Here is a 15244-nt window from a genome sequence, read left to right on the forward strand (position 1 = left end):
CCCGGAATGACTGCGAAGCAGCTTATAGGAGGAAACCCGCCGCCCCGTCAGTGGTGCGGCGACAGACCGGCGATGACGAAATCGATCATCTGGTCGATAGTCGGGCCCGGCTTGGTGGCGCACTGGGCGATCATCTGGGGGTGGAAGAAGCGGATCATCGCAGAGCAGGAGCAGAGCGCGGCGAGTTGCAGGTCCGGCGCCTCGAACTCGCCGGAGGCGACGCCTTGCGCGATCATCTGGCCGATGACGCCGGCGATGCACTCCATATGGGCGACGCAGACGTCCCAATCCTCCTCCATCGCGACCGCTACCATCTCGTGCAGCTTGTTGTCGCCGACATAGCGCTCGGTGTTCATGCGGTTGATGGTGGTGAGCAGCTCGCGGAAGCGCTCCTTGACCGGACCAGGCTTTGCCACGATCCGCTGCGCCTCCAGCTCGACCTCGCCCATCAGCGAGCGCGCCACCGCCTGATGGATCGCCTTCTTCGATTCGAAGAAGCGATACACGTTGGCGGGGCTCATCCTGAGCTCCTTGGCGATGTCGCCGACGGTGGTCTTCTGGTAGCCGATCTGGCGGAACAGCCGCTCGGCCACCTCGAGGATGCGATCCCGGGTGTCGACTTCGATATGTTCCGAAACAAGGGCCATCAGTCAGGACTCGTTGGTCAGCAGTCTTCTCATCTATTCAGCCGCTTCGGCAAGCGGAATTGCGTGCGGGTCATCGCTCCCATGCTGCGGCGCGGCAGGCTGCTCGGGCGTTCCGGCCTCGTCCAGGCTCTTGCGGAACCACAGGGCGTAGAGGCCCGGCAGGTACAGGAGCGTCAGGAAGGTCGCGACGAACAGGCCGCCCATGATGGTGATCGCCATCGGGCCCCAGAAGGCCGAGCGCGACAGCGGTATCATGGCAAGAATGGCGGCGAGCGCCGTCAGCACCACCGGCCGGGCGCGGCGGACGGTCGCCTCCACGATCGCCTCGCGCCGGGTCAGGCCGTGGCTGACGTCGGTCTCGATCTGGTCGACCAAAATGACCGTGTTGCGCATGATCATGCCGGCGAGCGCGATCAGGCCGAGCAGCGCCACGAAGCCGAACGGGGCATTGGCGACGTTCAGCCCGAGCGAGGCGCCGACGATGCCGAGCGGCGCGGTCAGGAACACCAGGATCAGGCGTGAGAAGCTCTGCAGCTGGATCATCAGCAGCGTCAGCATCACCATGACCATCACCGGGAAGAGGATGAAGATCGAAGCGTTGCCCTTGGCGGATTCCTCGAACGCACCGCCCGGCTCGATCCGGTAGGCCGGCTCGAGGTGGTCCTTGATCGCCTTCAGCTTCGGCGTGATCTGGTTGGTGACGTCGGGCGCCTGCACGCCGTCGACGACGTCGGAGCGGACGGTGATCGCCATGTCGCGATTGCGCCGCCAAATGATCGGGTCCTCGTGGGCATATTCGATTCGAGCGATCTGCTGCAGCGGAACGGCGACGCCGCCCCGCGAGGTGATGGTGAGATCACCGACGCCGCCGAGGTCAAGGCGCTCGGACGGGATGGCGCGGGCGACCACGCCGACCTTCTCGATGCCGTCGCGCACGGTCGTGACCTGCGAACCCGAGATCAGCATCGCCAGCGCCTGCGAGACGTCCTGCGGGGTCAGGCCCATGGCGCGGGCGCGATCCTGGTCGACGACGAGCTTGAGATAGGGCGACTGCTCGTTCCAGTCGAGCTGGACGTCCTTGACGCTTTTGTTCTGCCGCATGACGTCGCGGACCTGGTAGGCGATCTCGCGGACCTTGTTGGCATCGGGGCCGATCACGCGGAACTGGACGGGGAAACCGACCGGCGGACCGAAATTGAAGCGGTCGACGCGCACGCGTGCCTCGGTCAGGAAGCCCTCGGCAGCGGCGGTCTCGATCTTGGCCTTGATGCGCTCGCGCGCCTCGACGCCCTTGGCGACGATGACGATCTCGGCAAAGGCCTCGTTCGGAAGCTGCGGGTTGAGGCCGAGCCAGAAGCGCGGCGAGCCCTGGCCGACATAGGCGGTATAGGTCTCGATGTCCTTGTCGTCCTTGAGCAGCGTCTCGGCCTTCTTCACCGCCTTCTCGGTGACGTTGAAGGCGGTGCCTTCCGGCAGGCGCAGCTGCAGGAACAGCTCGGGTCGCTCCGACAGCGGGAAGAACTGCTGCTGCACGTGGCCGAAACCGACGATCGAGGCAACGAAGACGCCGACGGTCGCGGCCACCACGGTGATGCGGTGGTTGACGCACCATTGCACGATGGCGCGCAGGCCCCGGTACATGCGGGTCTCGTAGACCGCATGCGGATCATGGTTATGGTGGGCCTTCATTTCGGGCAGCAGCTTGACGCCGATATAGGGCGTGAAGATCACCGCCACGAACCAGGAGGCGACCAGTGCGATCGCCACGATCCAGAAGATGCTGCCGGCATATTCGCCGACCGCGGAATTGGCAAAGCCGATGGGGAGGAAGCCAGCGGCCGTGACCAGCGTTCCCGTGAGCATCGGAAACGCAGTAGATTCCCAGGCAAAGGACGCCGCACGCATGCGGTCCCAGCCCTGCTCCATCTTCACCACCATCATCTCGACCGCGATGATGGCGTCGTCGACGAGCAGGCCGAGTGCGATGATCAGCGCGCCGAGCGTGATGCGGTGCAGGTCGAGCGACATCGTGTTCATGACGACGAAGACGATGCCGAGCACCAGGGGCACCGACAGCGCGACCACGATGCCGGTGCGCCAGCCCAGCGCCAGGAACGAGACGAACAGGACGATGACGAGCGCTTCCATGAAGGAATGCACGAACTCGCCGACGGCGTGCTCAACCACCTTGGGCTGGTCGGCGATCAGCCTGACGTCGATGCCCTGCGGCACCGCCTTCATGAAGTCGGCCGTCGCCTTCTCGACCTGCTTGCCGAGCTCGAGGATGTTGGCGCCCTTGGCGGTGACGACGCCGATGCCGATGGCAGGCTTGCCTTCCTGGCGCACGACGAAGCTTGGTGGATCGACATAGCCGTGGGTCACCGTGGCGATATCGCCGAGACGGAACACGCGGCCGTTGCTCTCGACCGGCGTTTCGGCGACGGCCTTGGCACCGTCGAGCGCACCGGTGACGCGCAGCGGCACGCGCTGCGAGGAAGTCTCGACCGTGCCGGCCGGCGTCACGTTGTTCTGCTTGGCGAGCGAATCGAACAGGGCCTGCGGCGTGATGCCGAGCGTGGCGAGCTTGGCGTGGCTGAATTCGACGAAGATGCGCTCATCCTGGTTGCCGTAGACGTCGACTTTGGTCACGCCCGGCACCTTTAAGAGGCGCTGGCGAAAACCTTCGGAGACTTTCTTGAGCTGGGCGTAATCGGCGCCGTCACCGGTCATCATGTAGAGGATGGAATCGACGTCGGAGAACTCGTCGTTGACGACGGGCCCGAGGATGCCGGACGGCAGCTGGCCCTGCACGTCGACGAGCTTCTTGCGCAAGAGATAGAAGAGATAGGGCACGTCCTTCGGCGGCGTGTTGTCGCGGAAAGTGACCTGGAGCGCGGTGAAGGCGGGCTTGGAGTAAGTCTGCACCTTCTCGAAATAGGGCAGCTCCTGGATCTTCTTCTCGATGGGATCGGCGACCTGGGTCTGCATCTCCTGCGCGGTCGCGCCGGGCCAGATCACGGAGACGTTGACGACCTTCACCGTGAAGAACGGATCCTCGGCGCGGCCGAGCTTCTCGTAGGAGAAGAAGCCGGCGACGCCGAGCACGAGCATCAGGAAGAGCACCAGCGTCGGATGGCTGACGGCCCAGGCCGAAAGGTTGAAGCGCTTCATCGCACTCTCCGAAAGACGATCCAGTTGCAAACAACGACAGCCGCTCTGCTCAAACCGTCGTCGCGAGGCAGCGAAGCAATCCAGGGGGCTGGGCAGGTTCTGGATCGCTTCGCCGCTTCAGCCTTTGCTTAGGGACCAAGGCCGAAACTCACCTCACAAGACGTAACTCTATTTCTCCCGTCATTCCGGGATGGTCCGAAGGACCAGACCCGGAATCTCGAGATTCCGGGTTCGGTGCTTCGCGCCGCCCCGGAATGACAAAAACTAAAAGGACAGCGACGACACGATCCGCACCCGCTGGCCGGGATCGAGCTTCTGCACGCCGAGGGCGACGATCTTGGCGCCCTCCTCCACGCCGCCGGTGATGACGACGTCGTTGCTTTCGTAGGACTTCACCGTCACCGGCTTCAGTGCGACGGAGCCGTTGTCGTCGACGACGTAGAAGGACGGCTTGCCGCCTTCGTTGAACAGCGCCGACAGCGGCAGCCGCGCGACCCGCTCGGTCGCGGCATCCGACAGCGTCAGCGTCGCGGTCATGCCGAGCGCGACCTTGTCGTCGGCCTCGGGCAGCGAGAATTTTGCCAGATAGGTGCGCGTGGCGGGATCAGCCGCCGGCGCGATTTCGCGCAGCTTGGCCGCATATTTCTTGTTCGGCTCGGACCAAAGAGTGACGCTGGCGACGCCCGACTTGGCACGTCCAACCAGCGTCTCGGGGATCGCGACGACCGCTTCCTTCTCGGCAAAGCGGGCGACACGGATCGAAGCCTGGCCCGCGGCGACCACCTGGCCGGGCTCGATCAGCGTTGCGGTGACGACGCCGCGGGCGTCGGCAACGAGCGTCGCGTAGGAAAGGGAATTCTTGGTCAACTCGACCGAGCGCTCGGCCCGGTTCAGGCGCGCACGGGCTTCATCGGCGGCGGCGCGGCTCTGGTCGAGCTGCGCGTCCGTGGTCCAGCCCTTGGCCTTGAGGTCCTTGGCGCGCTGCTCGGCGGCGGCGGCCTGGGCCAGCACGCCGGTTGCGGCGGTCTGCTCGGCAACTGCCTGCTCGGCCTGGAGCTTCAAATCGACCTCGTCGAGAGTGGCGAGCGCCTGGCCGACTTCGACCGTCTGGCCGACTTCGACGAGGCGCTTGGCGACCTTGCCGGCGACGCGGAAGCCGAGATCGCTCTCGATCCTGGGGCGGATGGTGCCCACGAAGCTGCGCTCCGGCGTTTCGGCATCATAATGAGCGGTTGCCACCAGAACCGGCCGCGGCGGCTCGGCCTTCTCGGCGACAGTATCATTGCACCCTGCCAGCGAAACGGCCATCAGGGCGAGCGAGACTCCTGCCAAGAGCTTGGAATAGCTTGACAAAACCGACCGGACGAACATCGAAGGACACTCCTGCATCTCGATCGAGAGGAATGTCGACTGTTCACTGATAAAAGTCAATAATCGTCAGTCATCAGGAAAGCGTGATCGTTAGGGGGTGGTAAGGAATGGGTGGGAGGACGACAGAGGTGCTATCGTAGGGCGGGCAAAAGCGAAGCGTGCCCACCAACCCGGCCAGCGTAGGGGAAGATGGTCGGCACGGCGCGCGAAGTGCGCGCCTTTGCCCCCTACGAGGATTCCCTCATCGCCCCCGCTCGCCGAATTCGTGCTTGCTGTCGTGGCCGCCGACGAACACCAGAATGCCCGCGATCAGCGGCAGCACGGCGAGCACCAAGAGACCGGTCGAGGTCTGCCCCGTCGCTTCCTTGACCCAGCCGATGAGATACGGCCCGCCGAAGCCGGCAAGGTTGCCGATCGAGTTGATCAAGGCGATGGCGCCGGCGGCCGCCGTGCCGGAGAGCCAGGCGGTCGGCAGGGTCCAGAACACGCCGAAGCAGCAGAACACGCCGATCGCGGCCACCGTCAGCATCACCATCGTCAGCGTGGGATCGGTGAGATAGGAGGAGACGCCGAGCGCAATCGCGGTGAGCAGCAGCGGTGCGCCGACATGCATGACGCGCTCGCGGCTCGCATCCGAATGCCGCGCCCACAGGATCATGGCGATGGTGCCGAACAGATACGGGATCGCAGTGACGAATCCGGTCTGGGCGTTGGTGAGGCCGAACGCCTTGACGATCTGCGGCAGCCAGAACTGCATGCCGTAGAGCGCACCGACGAAGCCGAAATAGATCAGGCTGAGCGCGATCACCTTCGGTGAAGACAGCGCCTCGCCGAGCGAGAAATGCTTCACGGCCTGCTTGGCCGCAATCTCCGAATCGAGCTTCGCCTTGAGCCACGCCTTCTGCTCGGCCGATAGCCAGTCCGCCTTCTCCGGCTTGTCGGTGAGATAGAACCAGGTGACGATGCCGAGCAGCACCGACGGGATGCCCTCGATGATGAACAGCCACTGCCAGCCTTTCAGCCCCATCATGCCGTCGAGCCCGAGCAAGAGGCCCGAGATCGGCGCGCCAATCACGGTCGAGACCGGCACCGCGATGGCGAAGGCCGCAAGAAAGCGGGCGCGATATTCGGCCGGATACCAATAGGTGAGATAGAGGATGATGCCGGGGAAGAAACCGGCTTCGGCGACGCCGAGCAGGAAGCGCAGGACGTAGAAGCTGGTGACCCCACTGACCACCGCCATCAGCGCCGAGATGATGCCCCAGGTCACCATGATGCGGGCAATCCATCGGCTCGCGCCGAACCTCTCCAGCGCAAGATTGCTCGGCACCTCGAAGATGAAATAGCCGATGAAGAAGATGCCGGCGCCCCAGGAGAAGATCAGCGGGGTGAACTTCAGCTCTGCATTCATGGTCAGCGCGGCGAAGCCGAGATTGACGCGGTCGAGATAGGAGAAGAAGTAGGCCAGCACCAGGAAGGGAATCAGGCGCCAGGAGATGGCACGGATGGTCGAGGTTTCGATGTCGCTCTGGCTGGCGCTTTCGGCACCGCCGGCGGAACCGGCATAGGTGGTCTGGCTCATGGCTTCCCCCCGGGTTGTTGCTCTTCTAGGGCTTAAGTGGCGGTTTTGAGGATCGCGGGCAAAGAGTCAATGGAGCGAGCAATGCACCGGACGCAGCCGGATCAACCTGTGGCGCCGCTCCGGATCTCGCTGATCCGCGCCGGCCTCGCGCTCGCGGTGATCGTCTGCGGGCTGTCGCTGCGCTGGTACGGATTCCCGCTCGGCCTGCCTGCATTCGTGGTGAAGTATGGCGGCTCGCTATTGTGGGCAACGATGGTCTTTCTGCTGGTCGGCGTTTGCCTGCCGCGGCGGTCGCAGACGCAGATTACAGGCATCGCGATGGTGATCGCGATCGTCGTGGAATTCTCCCGGCTGGTGCACACGCCATGGCTCGATGCGTTCCGGCTGACCACGGCCGGCGCGCTGCTGCTGGGGCGCATCTTCTCGCTGTGGAATTTGGTCGCTTACCTCATCGGTATTGTCGTCGGCATCTGGCTCGACGGCTGCGCCGTCCGATCGCCTACGCTCAAATCGCAAGCGGCCGGCTCGACCCGCGAATGATCAGCTCCGTCGGCACGGTGAGACCACGGCCGCGCTCGATCTCGTTGCCGCGCATCCGCTCCAACAGCATGGTCGCAGCGTGGCGGCCCATGGCTGCCAGATCCCACGCGATTGCCGTGATCGGCGGCGTGTACAATTCGGCGAGGTCGGAATCGCTGCCGGCCACGACCGAAATCCCCTCGCCGACGACAATGCCCATCGTCCGCAACGCGCGCAGGCGCTCGCCGACGCGGACGTGATCTTTTCCGCCGTCGTCGTTGCCGTCGCGGCCGAGACAGGTGAGGCGATTTCCAGGATCATTCGTCCCGGCTCTCTCGTGGTGGACATCAACGCGGCGACCCCGCGCACAAAAAAACATGTCGCCGCAGCCGTGGAGGCGCGCGGCGGTCTGTTTGCGGATGCGAACCTGATGGGGTCGGTCGACCTCTACGGCGCCGCGGTCCCGCTCTACACATCGGGCAGCGGCGCCGAGCGCTTCGCGGAGACTTTCGGGCCACTGGGCTTCCGCATCGAGGTGGCCGGTGCAGAGGCCGGAACGGCGGCCGCGGTGAAGATGCTGCGGAGCGTGGTGACCAAAGGCATGGAAGCGCTACTGGTGGAGGCGCTGACCGCCGCGACGCTCGCCGGCGTGCGCGACGAAACCATGCGCGGGCTATGCGCCTCGATGGATGCCACAACGTTCAGCAAGTTCTTGGACATGTGCGTCCGTTCCGACGTGCTGCACGCCGAGCGCCGCGCGGTGGAAATGGATGGCGTAGCCGCAGGCTTGCGGGAATTAGGTTTCGACCCCCTGATGACCACCGCCACGGCGGCGCGCTTGAAGGTCTCCGCCCGGCTGGGCCTGCGAGACGAATTTGCGCAACGGTCCAGTTATTCGGCCGACGAGGTGTTGGACCGATATGCGCATGCCGTGGCGGGCGGCTTGGGCGAGATCGAAGAGAGACTGTAGACAGGACGACGATGATCACTCCGCCAGTTGAAACCGCTCGAAGCGATCGAGCTCGTCCTCGATCACACGCTTCAGCTCGTTGCGGCCCGCCGTCTTCCTGCCCTGCCCGACCCAGGTCCATTTCTGCATCAACAGCTTCTTGTTCTGCCGGTCGGCCTTCATATCGAGCGCCGCGACGATCTCGTCGCCGACCAGCACGGGCAGCGCGAAATAGCCGAGCTTGCGCTTGGCTTTCGGCACATAGGCTTCGAACAGATGATTGTAGCCGAAGATGAGGTTGGTGCGCTTGCGCTGGATGATCAGGGGATCGAACGGCGAGAGAATGTGGACGAGATCGGGCGACACCTCATGCGGCTCGAGCGCTGCGGGCGAAGCCCAGTGCTCCTGCTTGCCGGCGCCCTCGATCGCGACAGGCACGAGCTCGCCGCGGCGGACGCGCGAGGCGATCAGGCGCGCGACCGGCTTCTTGCTCGGCGCATCGAGATGGCAGACCGAATCGAGGCTGACCACGCCCTGCGAGCGCAGCGCGCGGTCGAGCAGATAGGCTGTGGTCTCCCGAGCCGACGCCGGCTTAGGAGGCCTGTCCCAGCCGAAATGACGCGTCGTCAGCTCGTAGGTCTTGAGCATGCCCTGGCGCTCGCTGATGGTGACGGCGCCGGTATAGAAGGCGAGCTGCAGCGCCCGCTTCGAGGGCTTGCGGCTCTGCCACAGATGCTCCTTCTCGACGAGCACGTCGTCGTCGATGTCGCGGATCGTCAGCGGACCCGCACGCAGCAGCCGCATCACCTTGCGCGTGTCGGCCGGCTTCACCGAGGCGAACCATTTGTGCCCCTCGCGCCGGTGCTCGCGCATCGCCGGCAGGAAGAAGCGGAAGTCGTTCGCCGGCACGTAGGAGAGCGCGTGCGTCCAGTACTCGAACACGGTCTTGTCGATGCTCTGGGCATGGCGCAGATCAGCGCGGCGGTAGGACGGGATCCGGCTGAACAGGATGTGGTGATGGCAACGCTCGATGACGTTGATGGTGTCGATCTGCACATAGCCGAGATGGGCGACAGCGGCCGAGACGGCCTGTGCGCCTTCGCCGAACGGAGCGCGGTCGGTCAGCCGCTGGGCATGCAGCCAGATCTGCCGGGCCTGTGTCGTCGAGAGCGGAAGCGGTTTGGACGTGCGGGACATTGCAGCATGCAATGTAGCGGGATTCGCCGCGAGGCAAAGAAGCACGGACACGAAAAAGCCGCGCTGCCATCTGCTGCCAGCGCGGCCGTGGGATCAGGCGGAAGCCTACTTCATCGCCATCGACTGCTCGGCGCTCATATAGTGCTTGCACGCTCCACGCATGTTGCCCTTGCTCATGTCGGAATTGGCCGCGGCCATCGACTTCCTCGCCGCGATCTTGCCGGGCGTGTCTTCGCCGCCGATGCCGGCAACGAGCTTTGCCATGTTTGCACTGGTGCACGCCATCTTGGCAGCGGATGCGGGGGACAGAGCAAGTGCGGCGAATGCCGTCGCGAGCAACAGGGTCTTCATCAAGTTCTCTCCTCGAATAGGAAGCCGGCCTGATGCCGGCCAACGCGACAGCCATTCTTCAGCCACAAGTTTGCAGGGAAAAGACAATTTCGTCGCTGCGCTGCAATGGTACCCCCCTTTCAGCGTGCGGCTTTTGGGCGCTCCCCTACGCTGCCGGTGACAACTTCCGGCTCGCACATGGCCTTGCCACGTCCTTCCGCCTGGCAGCGATAGACGCTCCCGGTGAGGCGATCGACCAGCCAGATGTTCTCGTCGGTCGGCCCTTCGAGCCCGACATAGCGGGAGGTCAGCCCCGAGATCAGTGTCGACAGCAGGATCGCCACCGCGATCATCGCCGCGCCGATATAGATGGGCATTGCGTTCAGAGTCACTGTCCGATCCGGCGGGCCGCTGCGATGGGACTGATAGTCGCGCTGATAGTCGCTTGGCCTCGGCACAGGACGGAACTCGGCTCCCCTCGCGTCAAATTGTCGAATGATTGAAGCGTGCTAGGCGGGCATCTGGACGAATTCTTGTTCGCGGGCGGGCGGCGAGACGACGCCTTTGCGACGTTCAGGTTTCCCGGAACCCGCGACTGCAGGTGCGAAAGCAACTGCGATCGATCCAACCGGACCAAAGTGCCCTCGGCTCGCCTTTTCGAATGTGACTAAGATCACATCGGCGCCGTTGAACCTGCCCTACGCTCGCAGCATCAAATCGCCATCAGGCGTAACAGCGAGGATACGACAATGACCCGTTTTGATAAGTTCTTTGGACTGAAGGCGATAACTCTCTCCGCGGCCCTGTCGATGACGGCGAGCCTTGCGCTGGCCGGCGACAACAATTTCTCCGCCAGCCAGATCGTGGACGCGCTCAAGCCGAAGCCGGCCACCCGCGGCCTGTCCGTTGGTCCCCAGGCCGACACGACCGTGCAGGCCAAGGAAGCGACCTTCCTGAACACCGTGCGCAACCGCTCGACCCGGTCGCTCTCGACGGGCGAGCGCGAGCAGATCGCCGAGTTGGCTGCAACCAAGCCGAAGATCGATCTGGAGATCCAGTTCGACTACAACTCGGCCGACATCGCCAAGACCTCTGTGGCATCGGTGCAGGCGCTCGGCAAAGCGCTGTCCGATCCGGCGCTGAAGGGCTCGACCTTCGTCGTCGCCGGCCACACCGACGCGATCGGCGGCGAGGAGTACAATCAAGGTCTCTCCGAGCGGCGCGCCGACACCATCAAGAAGTATCTGGTGCAGAACTACGGCCTCAACGGCGCGGATCTGGTCACCGTCGGCTACGGTGAGACCAAGCTGAAGGATGCCGCCAACGGTGCCGCCCCGATCAACCGCCGCGTCCAGGTCGTGAACATGGACACCAAGACCGCGGCGAAGTAACTCTCGGCTCCCAAGTAAGACACGCCGCCTGCCGCAGCCCGGCGGGCGGCGAATCATATCCAGCTTTGGAACAGCATCAGCCGGTTGAAGCTCCCCATAGAGGTGCCGACGAACGCCGCGGAAATCGGCAGCATCACCGCAAAAACGGCCGCGGCGACGCCGACATAGGCCCACAACAGCCAGCGCGGCATCCCCTCGCGGCGCAGCACATACACCAGTGCCAGCGACGCCGCTGTCGCGGCCGGCAGATAATAATAGATGAAGCCCAGCGTGCGCGGCAGCAACGCCCAGGCCAGCCAGGGACCGAAGTAGAATGCCGCGATCAGGAATGCGTCCCAGCGCCGCGCCACGATGAAATCGCGCAGCACCATGGCGAGTGCGGGCAGTGCCGGCCAAAGCACGAGCGGATTGCCGAGGAAGACGATCGCAGCGACGTGGTCCTCCGCGGACTTGTCGAACAGGAACCAGACCGGGCGCGCGAGCAGAGGCCAGGACGGCCATGCGCTCATATAGGTGTGGCCGGCGATGGCCGTCGTGGTGTTGTCGGCAAAGATCCGGCGCTGCGCCTCGATCAAGTCCGGCAGTGACAATCCGTAGAGCGGAACGAAGGCCGCAAGATAAGTCATGCCCGGCAGGACGGCGAAGCAGAGCGCGACATGATGCAGCTTCAGGCCGGGCCAAAGCTCCGGCCGATACCAGTCGTCCGGCTTCGCGTCGGCGAACAGCGTGTGCCAGCCCTGCATCAGGCGGATCACCGCAACAATGACGATGCAGACGCCGAGCGGGAACAGACCGCTCCATTTACACGCGGCCGCAAGGCCGAACAGGCTGCCTGCCACCGCGAACAGCGCTTGCGGCCGCTCTCTGCGAAACCCGTGCATGAAAGCAGCGGTGGCGAGCAGGCCGAAGCCGAGCGCAAAGATATCGAGCATCGCGATGCGCGCCTGGACGTACAGCATCTGGTTGAAGGCTGCAATCAGCGCGGCGGCGATCGCCGGCCCCTGCGCCGCGAACAGCGCGAATCCGCACAGATAGATCGCGACGATCGCGAGCGCACCGAACAAGGTCGCGGGATAACGCCAGCCAAGCGCGTTGTCGCCGAAGGTTGCGATCGATGCCGCGATCAGCTCCTTGGCCAGCGGCGGATGCATCGGATTGAGCATCGGCTGCGACGTCGCGGGCGTCAGCATCTGGCGCGCGGCCGGCACGTAATGCACCTCGTCGAACACGAATTTTTCCGGCGTGACGACGCCGATCAACAGCGCCACATGCGCGATCAGGAAAATCGCGACAGCAATCACTGCACTCCGCGACACCGCCGGAACCGCAGGCAATTCGTGCGTCTTTTGTGGGGCTGTCTTGCGTGGCAAATTGGCTGCACCGCGGAGAAAAACAAACTGCTTCCCGTCATTGAACGCATTCTGCCGCAACTGTCACTAAGCATGACGCACGTCCTGCGCCGCTTGTGATAATTCCGCCACATCAGAAGCGCGCGCGATCCGGTACGATCAGGGACACATCGATCGGTTGCGAAATGAATTTGCGTTTTTGGCTTTTACCCACACTGCTCACGGCCGCAATCTGCGCGGCGTCCGGCGCCAAGGCGCAGACGCGCGTCGGCGAGGCCGTCGTGATCCAGAACGACGTGGTGCGCGTCGCCACGACCACGACGCCGATCAATGTCGGCGACAGCATGCTGCGCGACGAGACCGTGCGGACCGGCGCCGACAGCGCGGCGCGTTTCGTCATGGCCGACAGCACCAATCTGTCGCTCGGCCCGAGCGCCACGCTGAAGCTCGACCGCACCGTCTTCAACGACGAGCGCAGCTATCGCGACGTTGCGATCCGCATGACCACCGGCGCCTTCCGCTTCGTCACCGGACACTCCGACAAGGCCGCCTACAAGATCACGACGCCGCTCGCCACCATCGGCGTGCGCGGCACGACGCTCGACATTCTCTCGCAGCGCGGGCGCTCCGTCGTCGTGCTTCAGGACGGCGCGGCCAGCGTCTGCACGAAGAGCGGCCAGTGCGTGCAACTCACCCAACCCGGCGACACCGCCATCATCACCTCGACCGGCGGCAAGGTGAGCATCACCAAGACCAACACGCCGCCCTGGACCTTCGCCGCCAATTGCGCCGCCAGCGCCGGGTTGTGCGCAGTCAACCAGTACGCCGGCGCCTCGCCGACCATCACGCCTGCCGTCCAGGACGACGCCATGCTGTGCGGGCGCTGACGATGGCGAAATTCAACTTCCGGCTCTTCCTCACCGGCCTGCTGACCGTGGCCGCTGCGCTTGCGTTTGTCGCGTTCGATGTTCGTCAAGCGGCGGCCCAGGCGGCCTGCGAAACCGGATGCGGCGAGCCGACCCCCTACCCGACCTATTCGCCGTCGCCAACGCCGACTTATTCGCCGTCACCGACACCGACACCGACATATTCCCCGTCGCCCAACCCGTCCCCTTCGCCGAGTCCCTATCCGTCGCCCTCGCCCAGTCCGTACCCGGTACCGAGCCCGACGCCGACCGGCGCGGATTCCAGCGGCAATTCGATCGGCGGCCTCGCGGGTCAGCGCTTCAACCAGATGATCACCAATCGGGTGCTCGGCACGGTGCTGCTCGGCGTGAACGAGCAGATCAATTGCGGCGATTGCATCAGCGCGTTCGGCTCGGCCGGCTCTTTCTCGGCCGGCATCCACGGCCGCAAGGAGCTGACCAACAATCTGTCGCTGCTGGCCGGCATTGCCTACACGCACTACAACGAGGGCGGCTACAAGATCACGAGCGCACCGATCGGCGCTTTCGCGCTGCGCTACGACTTCACCGACTGGGGCTCGTCGCGCCCGTTCTTCGACGTCGGCGCGATCCTGACGCCGTGGGAGAAGGCGCGCTACACGCGCAGCTACGACACCAGTCTCGGCCCGGTGAGCGTGACAAGCTCGACCAACGCGTCCAACTACGCCGTCTACGGCCGCGCCGGCTGGATCAGCCGCCTCTCGCCGCGCGACGAGGTCGCGGCCTCGATCGAGGTCTGGCAGCTCTGGCAACGCGTCTCCGGCTATAGCGACAATGCGGTGGCGTTCAATCCGTTCGGCGCCAGCATCGCTGATGGCACCGACCGCACCAGCCTCGTCAAGATCGGCGGCCAGTGGACGCATCTGTTCGGCAGCAACATCGAGACCAATATCAATGGCGGCTGGGTGCAGTCCTTCGCCAGCCACAGCGGCATCGTCGCCACCGTGAGCGGCCAGGACATGGTGGTGCCGACCATGGGCAACCAGGGCTGGTTCGAATATGGCGGCCGCCTTGGCTTCCGCGTGCAGAAGGGCTGGATCGTGGACCTCTTCGCCAACGGCACGCTCGGCCCGCAGCCGGTCGGCAACACCATTCATGGCGGCGTGGGACTGAGGATCAATTATTAGCGCCGAGATTTCGCCTCAAATTCCGCCGTCATGCCCCGGCTTGACCGCATCCAGTACGCCGAGGCCCATCCGTTCAATCACTACCGCCTCGGAGTACTGGATCGCCCGGTCAAGCCGGGCGATGACAGTGAGTGTGTCGCGGGAGCCCGTCGTCTCACGCCGCCGACTTGCCCTCGAACGCGAGCCGTAACACCTCGACGTCCAGCTTCACCATCTTCATCATCGCCTGCATCGCGCGCGCGGCCGCGGCCTTGTCCGGGCTCGAAAGGAACTCGAACATCACCTTCGGCACCACTTGCCAGGCCACGCCCCAGCGATCCCTCAGCCAGCCGCACCGCTCCGCCTTGCCGCCATGGGCGAGAAACGTGTTCCAGACGCTGTCGACCTGGGCCTGGTCGTCGCAATGGATCATCAGCGAGATCGCGTGGGTGTATTCCATCTTCATGCCGCCATTGAGCGCGACCAACGGCTGTCCGGCCACCGTGAACTCGATGACGAGCACCGAGCCTTCCTTGCCGGACGGGCCGTCCGAAACGTTGCGCTGAACGTGCGTGATCGCCGAATTCGGGACCAGCGAGACGTAGAATTTTGCAGCGTCCTCGGCATCGCCGTTGAACCACATGCAGGGCACGAGCTTGGACATGATGAATCCTCCTCTTGAAGTCTG

The 15244-nt window shown here is 64.6% G+C and carries 15 protein-coding genes; 5 read left to right on the top strand and 10 right to left on the bottom strand.

Annotated elements, in window-relative coordinates; genetic code table 11:
* Positions 1 to 47: 47 nt before the first annotated feature.
* From N2604_RS33210 to N2604_RS33225, 4 genes are all read right to left on the bottom strand, one after another.
* On the bottom strand, positions 48 to 647 hold the full coding sequence (locus N2604_RS33210) for a TetR/AcrR family transcriptional regulator (protein WP_260372181.1): 600 nt from the start codon (positions 645 to 647) through the stop codon (positions 48 to 50).
* Positions 648 to 680: 33 nt separating this feature from the next.
* On the bottom strand, positions 681 to 3818 hold the full coding sequence (locus N2604_RS33215) for an efflux RND transporter permease subunit (RefSeq protein ID WP_260372182.1): 3138 nt from the start codon (positions 3816 to 3818) through the stop codon (positions 681 to 683).
* Positions 3819 to 4082: 264 nt separating this feature from the next.
* Positions 4083 to 5189: an efflux RND transporter periplasmic adaptor subunit gene (locus tag N2604_RS33220; protein WP_260372183.1), complete on the bottom strand. Its 1107-nt coding sequence runs from the start codon at positions 5187 to 5189 to the stop codon at positions 4083 to 4085.
* Positions 5190 to 5430: 241 nt separating this feature from the next.
* Positions 5431 to 6771: an MFS transporter gene (locus N2604_RS33225; protein WP_260372184.1), complete on the bottom strand. Its 1341-nt coding sequence runs from the start codon at positions 6769 to 6771 to the stop codon at positions 5431 to 5433.
* Between the two features lie 81 nt (positions 6772 to 6852).
* Here N2604_RS33225 and N2604_RS33230 point away from each other — a divergent pair, with 81 nt between their 5' ends.
* Positions 6853 to 7311 (top strand): DUF2809 domain-containing protein, encoded by a 459-nt coding sequence (locus N2604_RS33230; RefSeq protein WP_260372185.1) that lies wholly within the window; start codon positions 6853 to 6855, stop codon positions 7309 to 7311.
* Here the strand turns inward: N2604_RS33230 and N2604_RS33235 are convergent.
* Complete coding sequence (locus N2604_RS33235; protein WP_260372186.1) at positions 7277 to 7510, bottom strand: substrate-binding domain-containing protein; 234 nt, start codon at positions 7508 to 7510, stop codon at positions 7277 to 7279. The two genes, N2604_RS33230 and N2604_RS33235, sit on opposite strands and share 35 nt — an antisense overlap.
* A 36-nt stretch (positions 7511 to 7546) precedes the next feature.
* Here N2604_RS33235 and N2604_RS33240 point away from each other — a divergent pair, with 36 nt between their 5' ends.
* On the top strand, positions 7547 to 8260 hold the full coding sequence (locus N2604_RS33240; RefSeq protein WP_260372187.1) for a DUF1932 domain-containing protein: 714 nt from the start codon (positions 7547 to 7549) through the stop codon (positions 8258 to 8260).
* Positions 8261 to 8275: 15 nt separating this feature from the next.
* On the opposite strand, the gene N2604_RS33245 is transcribed toward N2604_RS33240, so the two are convergent.
* The 3 genes from N2604_RS33245 to N2604_RS33255 all read right to left on the bottom strand — a co-directional run bounded on the left by N2604_RS33245 (position 8276) and on the right by N2604_RS33255 (position 10143).
* A complete protein-coding gene (locus N2604_RS33245) occupies positions 8276 to 9436 on the bottom strand; it encodes a winged helix-turn-helix domain-containing protein (protein WP_260372188.1) in 1161 nt (386 codons plus the stop codon).
* A 105-nt stretch (positions 9437 to 9541) separates the two neighbouring features.
* Positions 9542 to 9787, bottom strand: a complete 246-nt coding sequence (locus tag N2604_RS33250) for a hypothetical protein (protein ID WP_260372189.1) — start codon at positions 9785 to 9787, stop codon at positions 9542 to 9544.
* A 119-nt stretch (positions 9788 to 9906) separates the two neighbouring features.
* On the bottom strand, positions 9907 to 10143 hold the full coding sequence (locus tag N2604_RS33255) for a hypothetical protein (RefSeq protein WP_260376362.1): 237 nt from the start codon (positions 10141 to 10143) through the stop codon (positions 9907 to 9909).
* 372 nt (positions 10144 to 10515) lie between these two features.
* Between N2604_RS33255 and N2604_RS33260 the strand changes: the two genes are divergently transcribed.
* Positions 10516 to 11157 (top strand): OmpA family protein, encoded by a 642-nt coding sequence (locus N2604_RS33260; RefSeq protein WP_260372190.1) that lies wholly within the window; start codon positions 10516 to 10518, stop codon positions 11155 to 11157.
* A gap of 53 nt (positions 11158 to 11210) precedes the next feature.
* Here N2604_RS33260 and N2604_RS33265 read toward each other — a convergent pair whose 3' ends face one another.
* Positions 11211 to 12491, bottom strand: coding sequence for a phospholipid carrier-dependent glycosyltransferase (locus tag N2604_RS33265; RefSeq protein ID WP_260372191.1), 1281 nt, complete (start codon positions 12489 to 12491; stop codon positions 11211 to 11213).
* A gap of 200 nt (positions 12492 to 12691) precedes the next feature.
* On the opposite strand from N2604_RS33265, the gene N2604_RS33270 reads away from it, so the two are divergent.
* Both N2604_RS33270 and N2604_RS33275 read left to right on the top strand, forming a co-directional pair.
* On the top strand, positions 12692 to 13393 hold the full coding sequence (locus N2604_RS33270) for a FecR family protein (RefSeq protein ID WP_260372192.1): 702 nt from the start codon (positions 12692 to 12694) through the stop codon (positions 13391 to 13393).
* 2 nt (positions 13394 to 13395) lie between these two features.
* Positions 13396 to 14577 (top strand): hypothetical protein, encoded by a 1182-nt coding sequence (locus tag N2604_RS33275; protein WP_260372193.1) that lies wholly within the window; start codon positions 13396 to 13398, stop codon positions 14575 to 14577.
* Between the two features lie 154 nt (positions 14578 to 14731).
* Here the strand turns inward: N2604_RS33275 and N2604_RS33280 are convergent, their stop codons facing one another.
* Positions 14732 to 15220, bottom strand: a complete 489-nt coding sequence (locus N2604_RS33280) for a VOC family protein (RefSeq protein WP_260372194.1) — start codon at positions 15218 to 15220, stop codon at positions 14732 to 14734.
* Positions 15221 to 15244 lie beyond the last annotated feature (24 nt).

The organism is Bradyrhizobium sp. CB1015, from assembly GCF_025200925.1.
Taxonomy (GTDB): Bacteria; Pseudomonadota; Alphaproteobacteria; order Rhizobiales; family Xanthobacteraceae; genus Bradyrhizobium.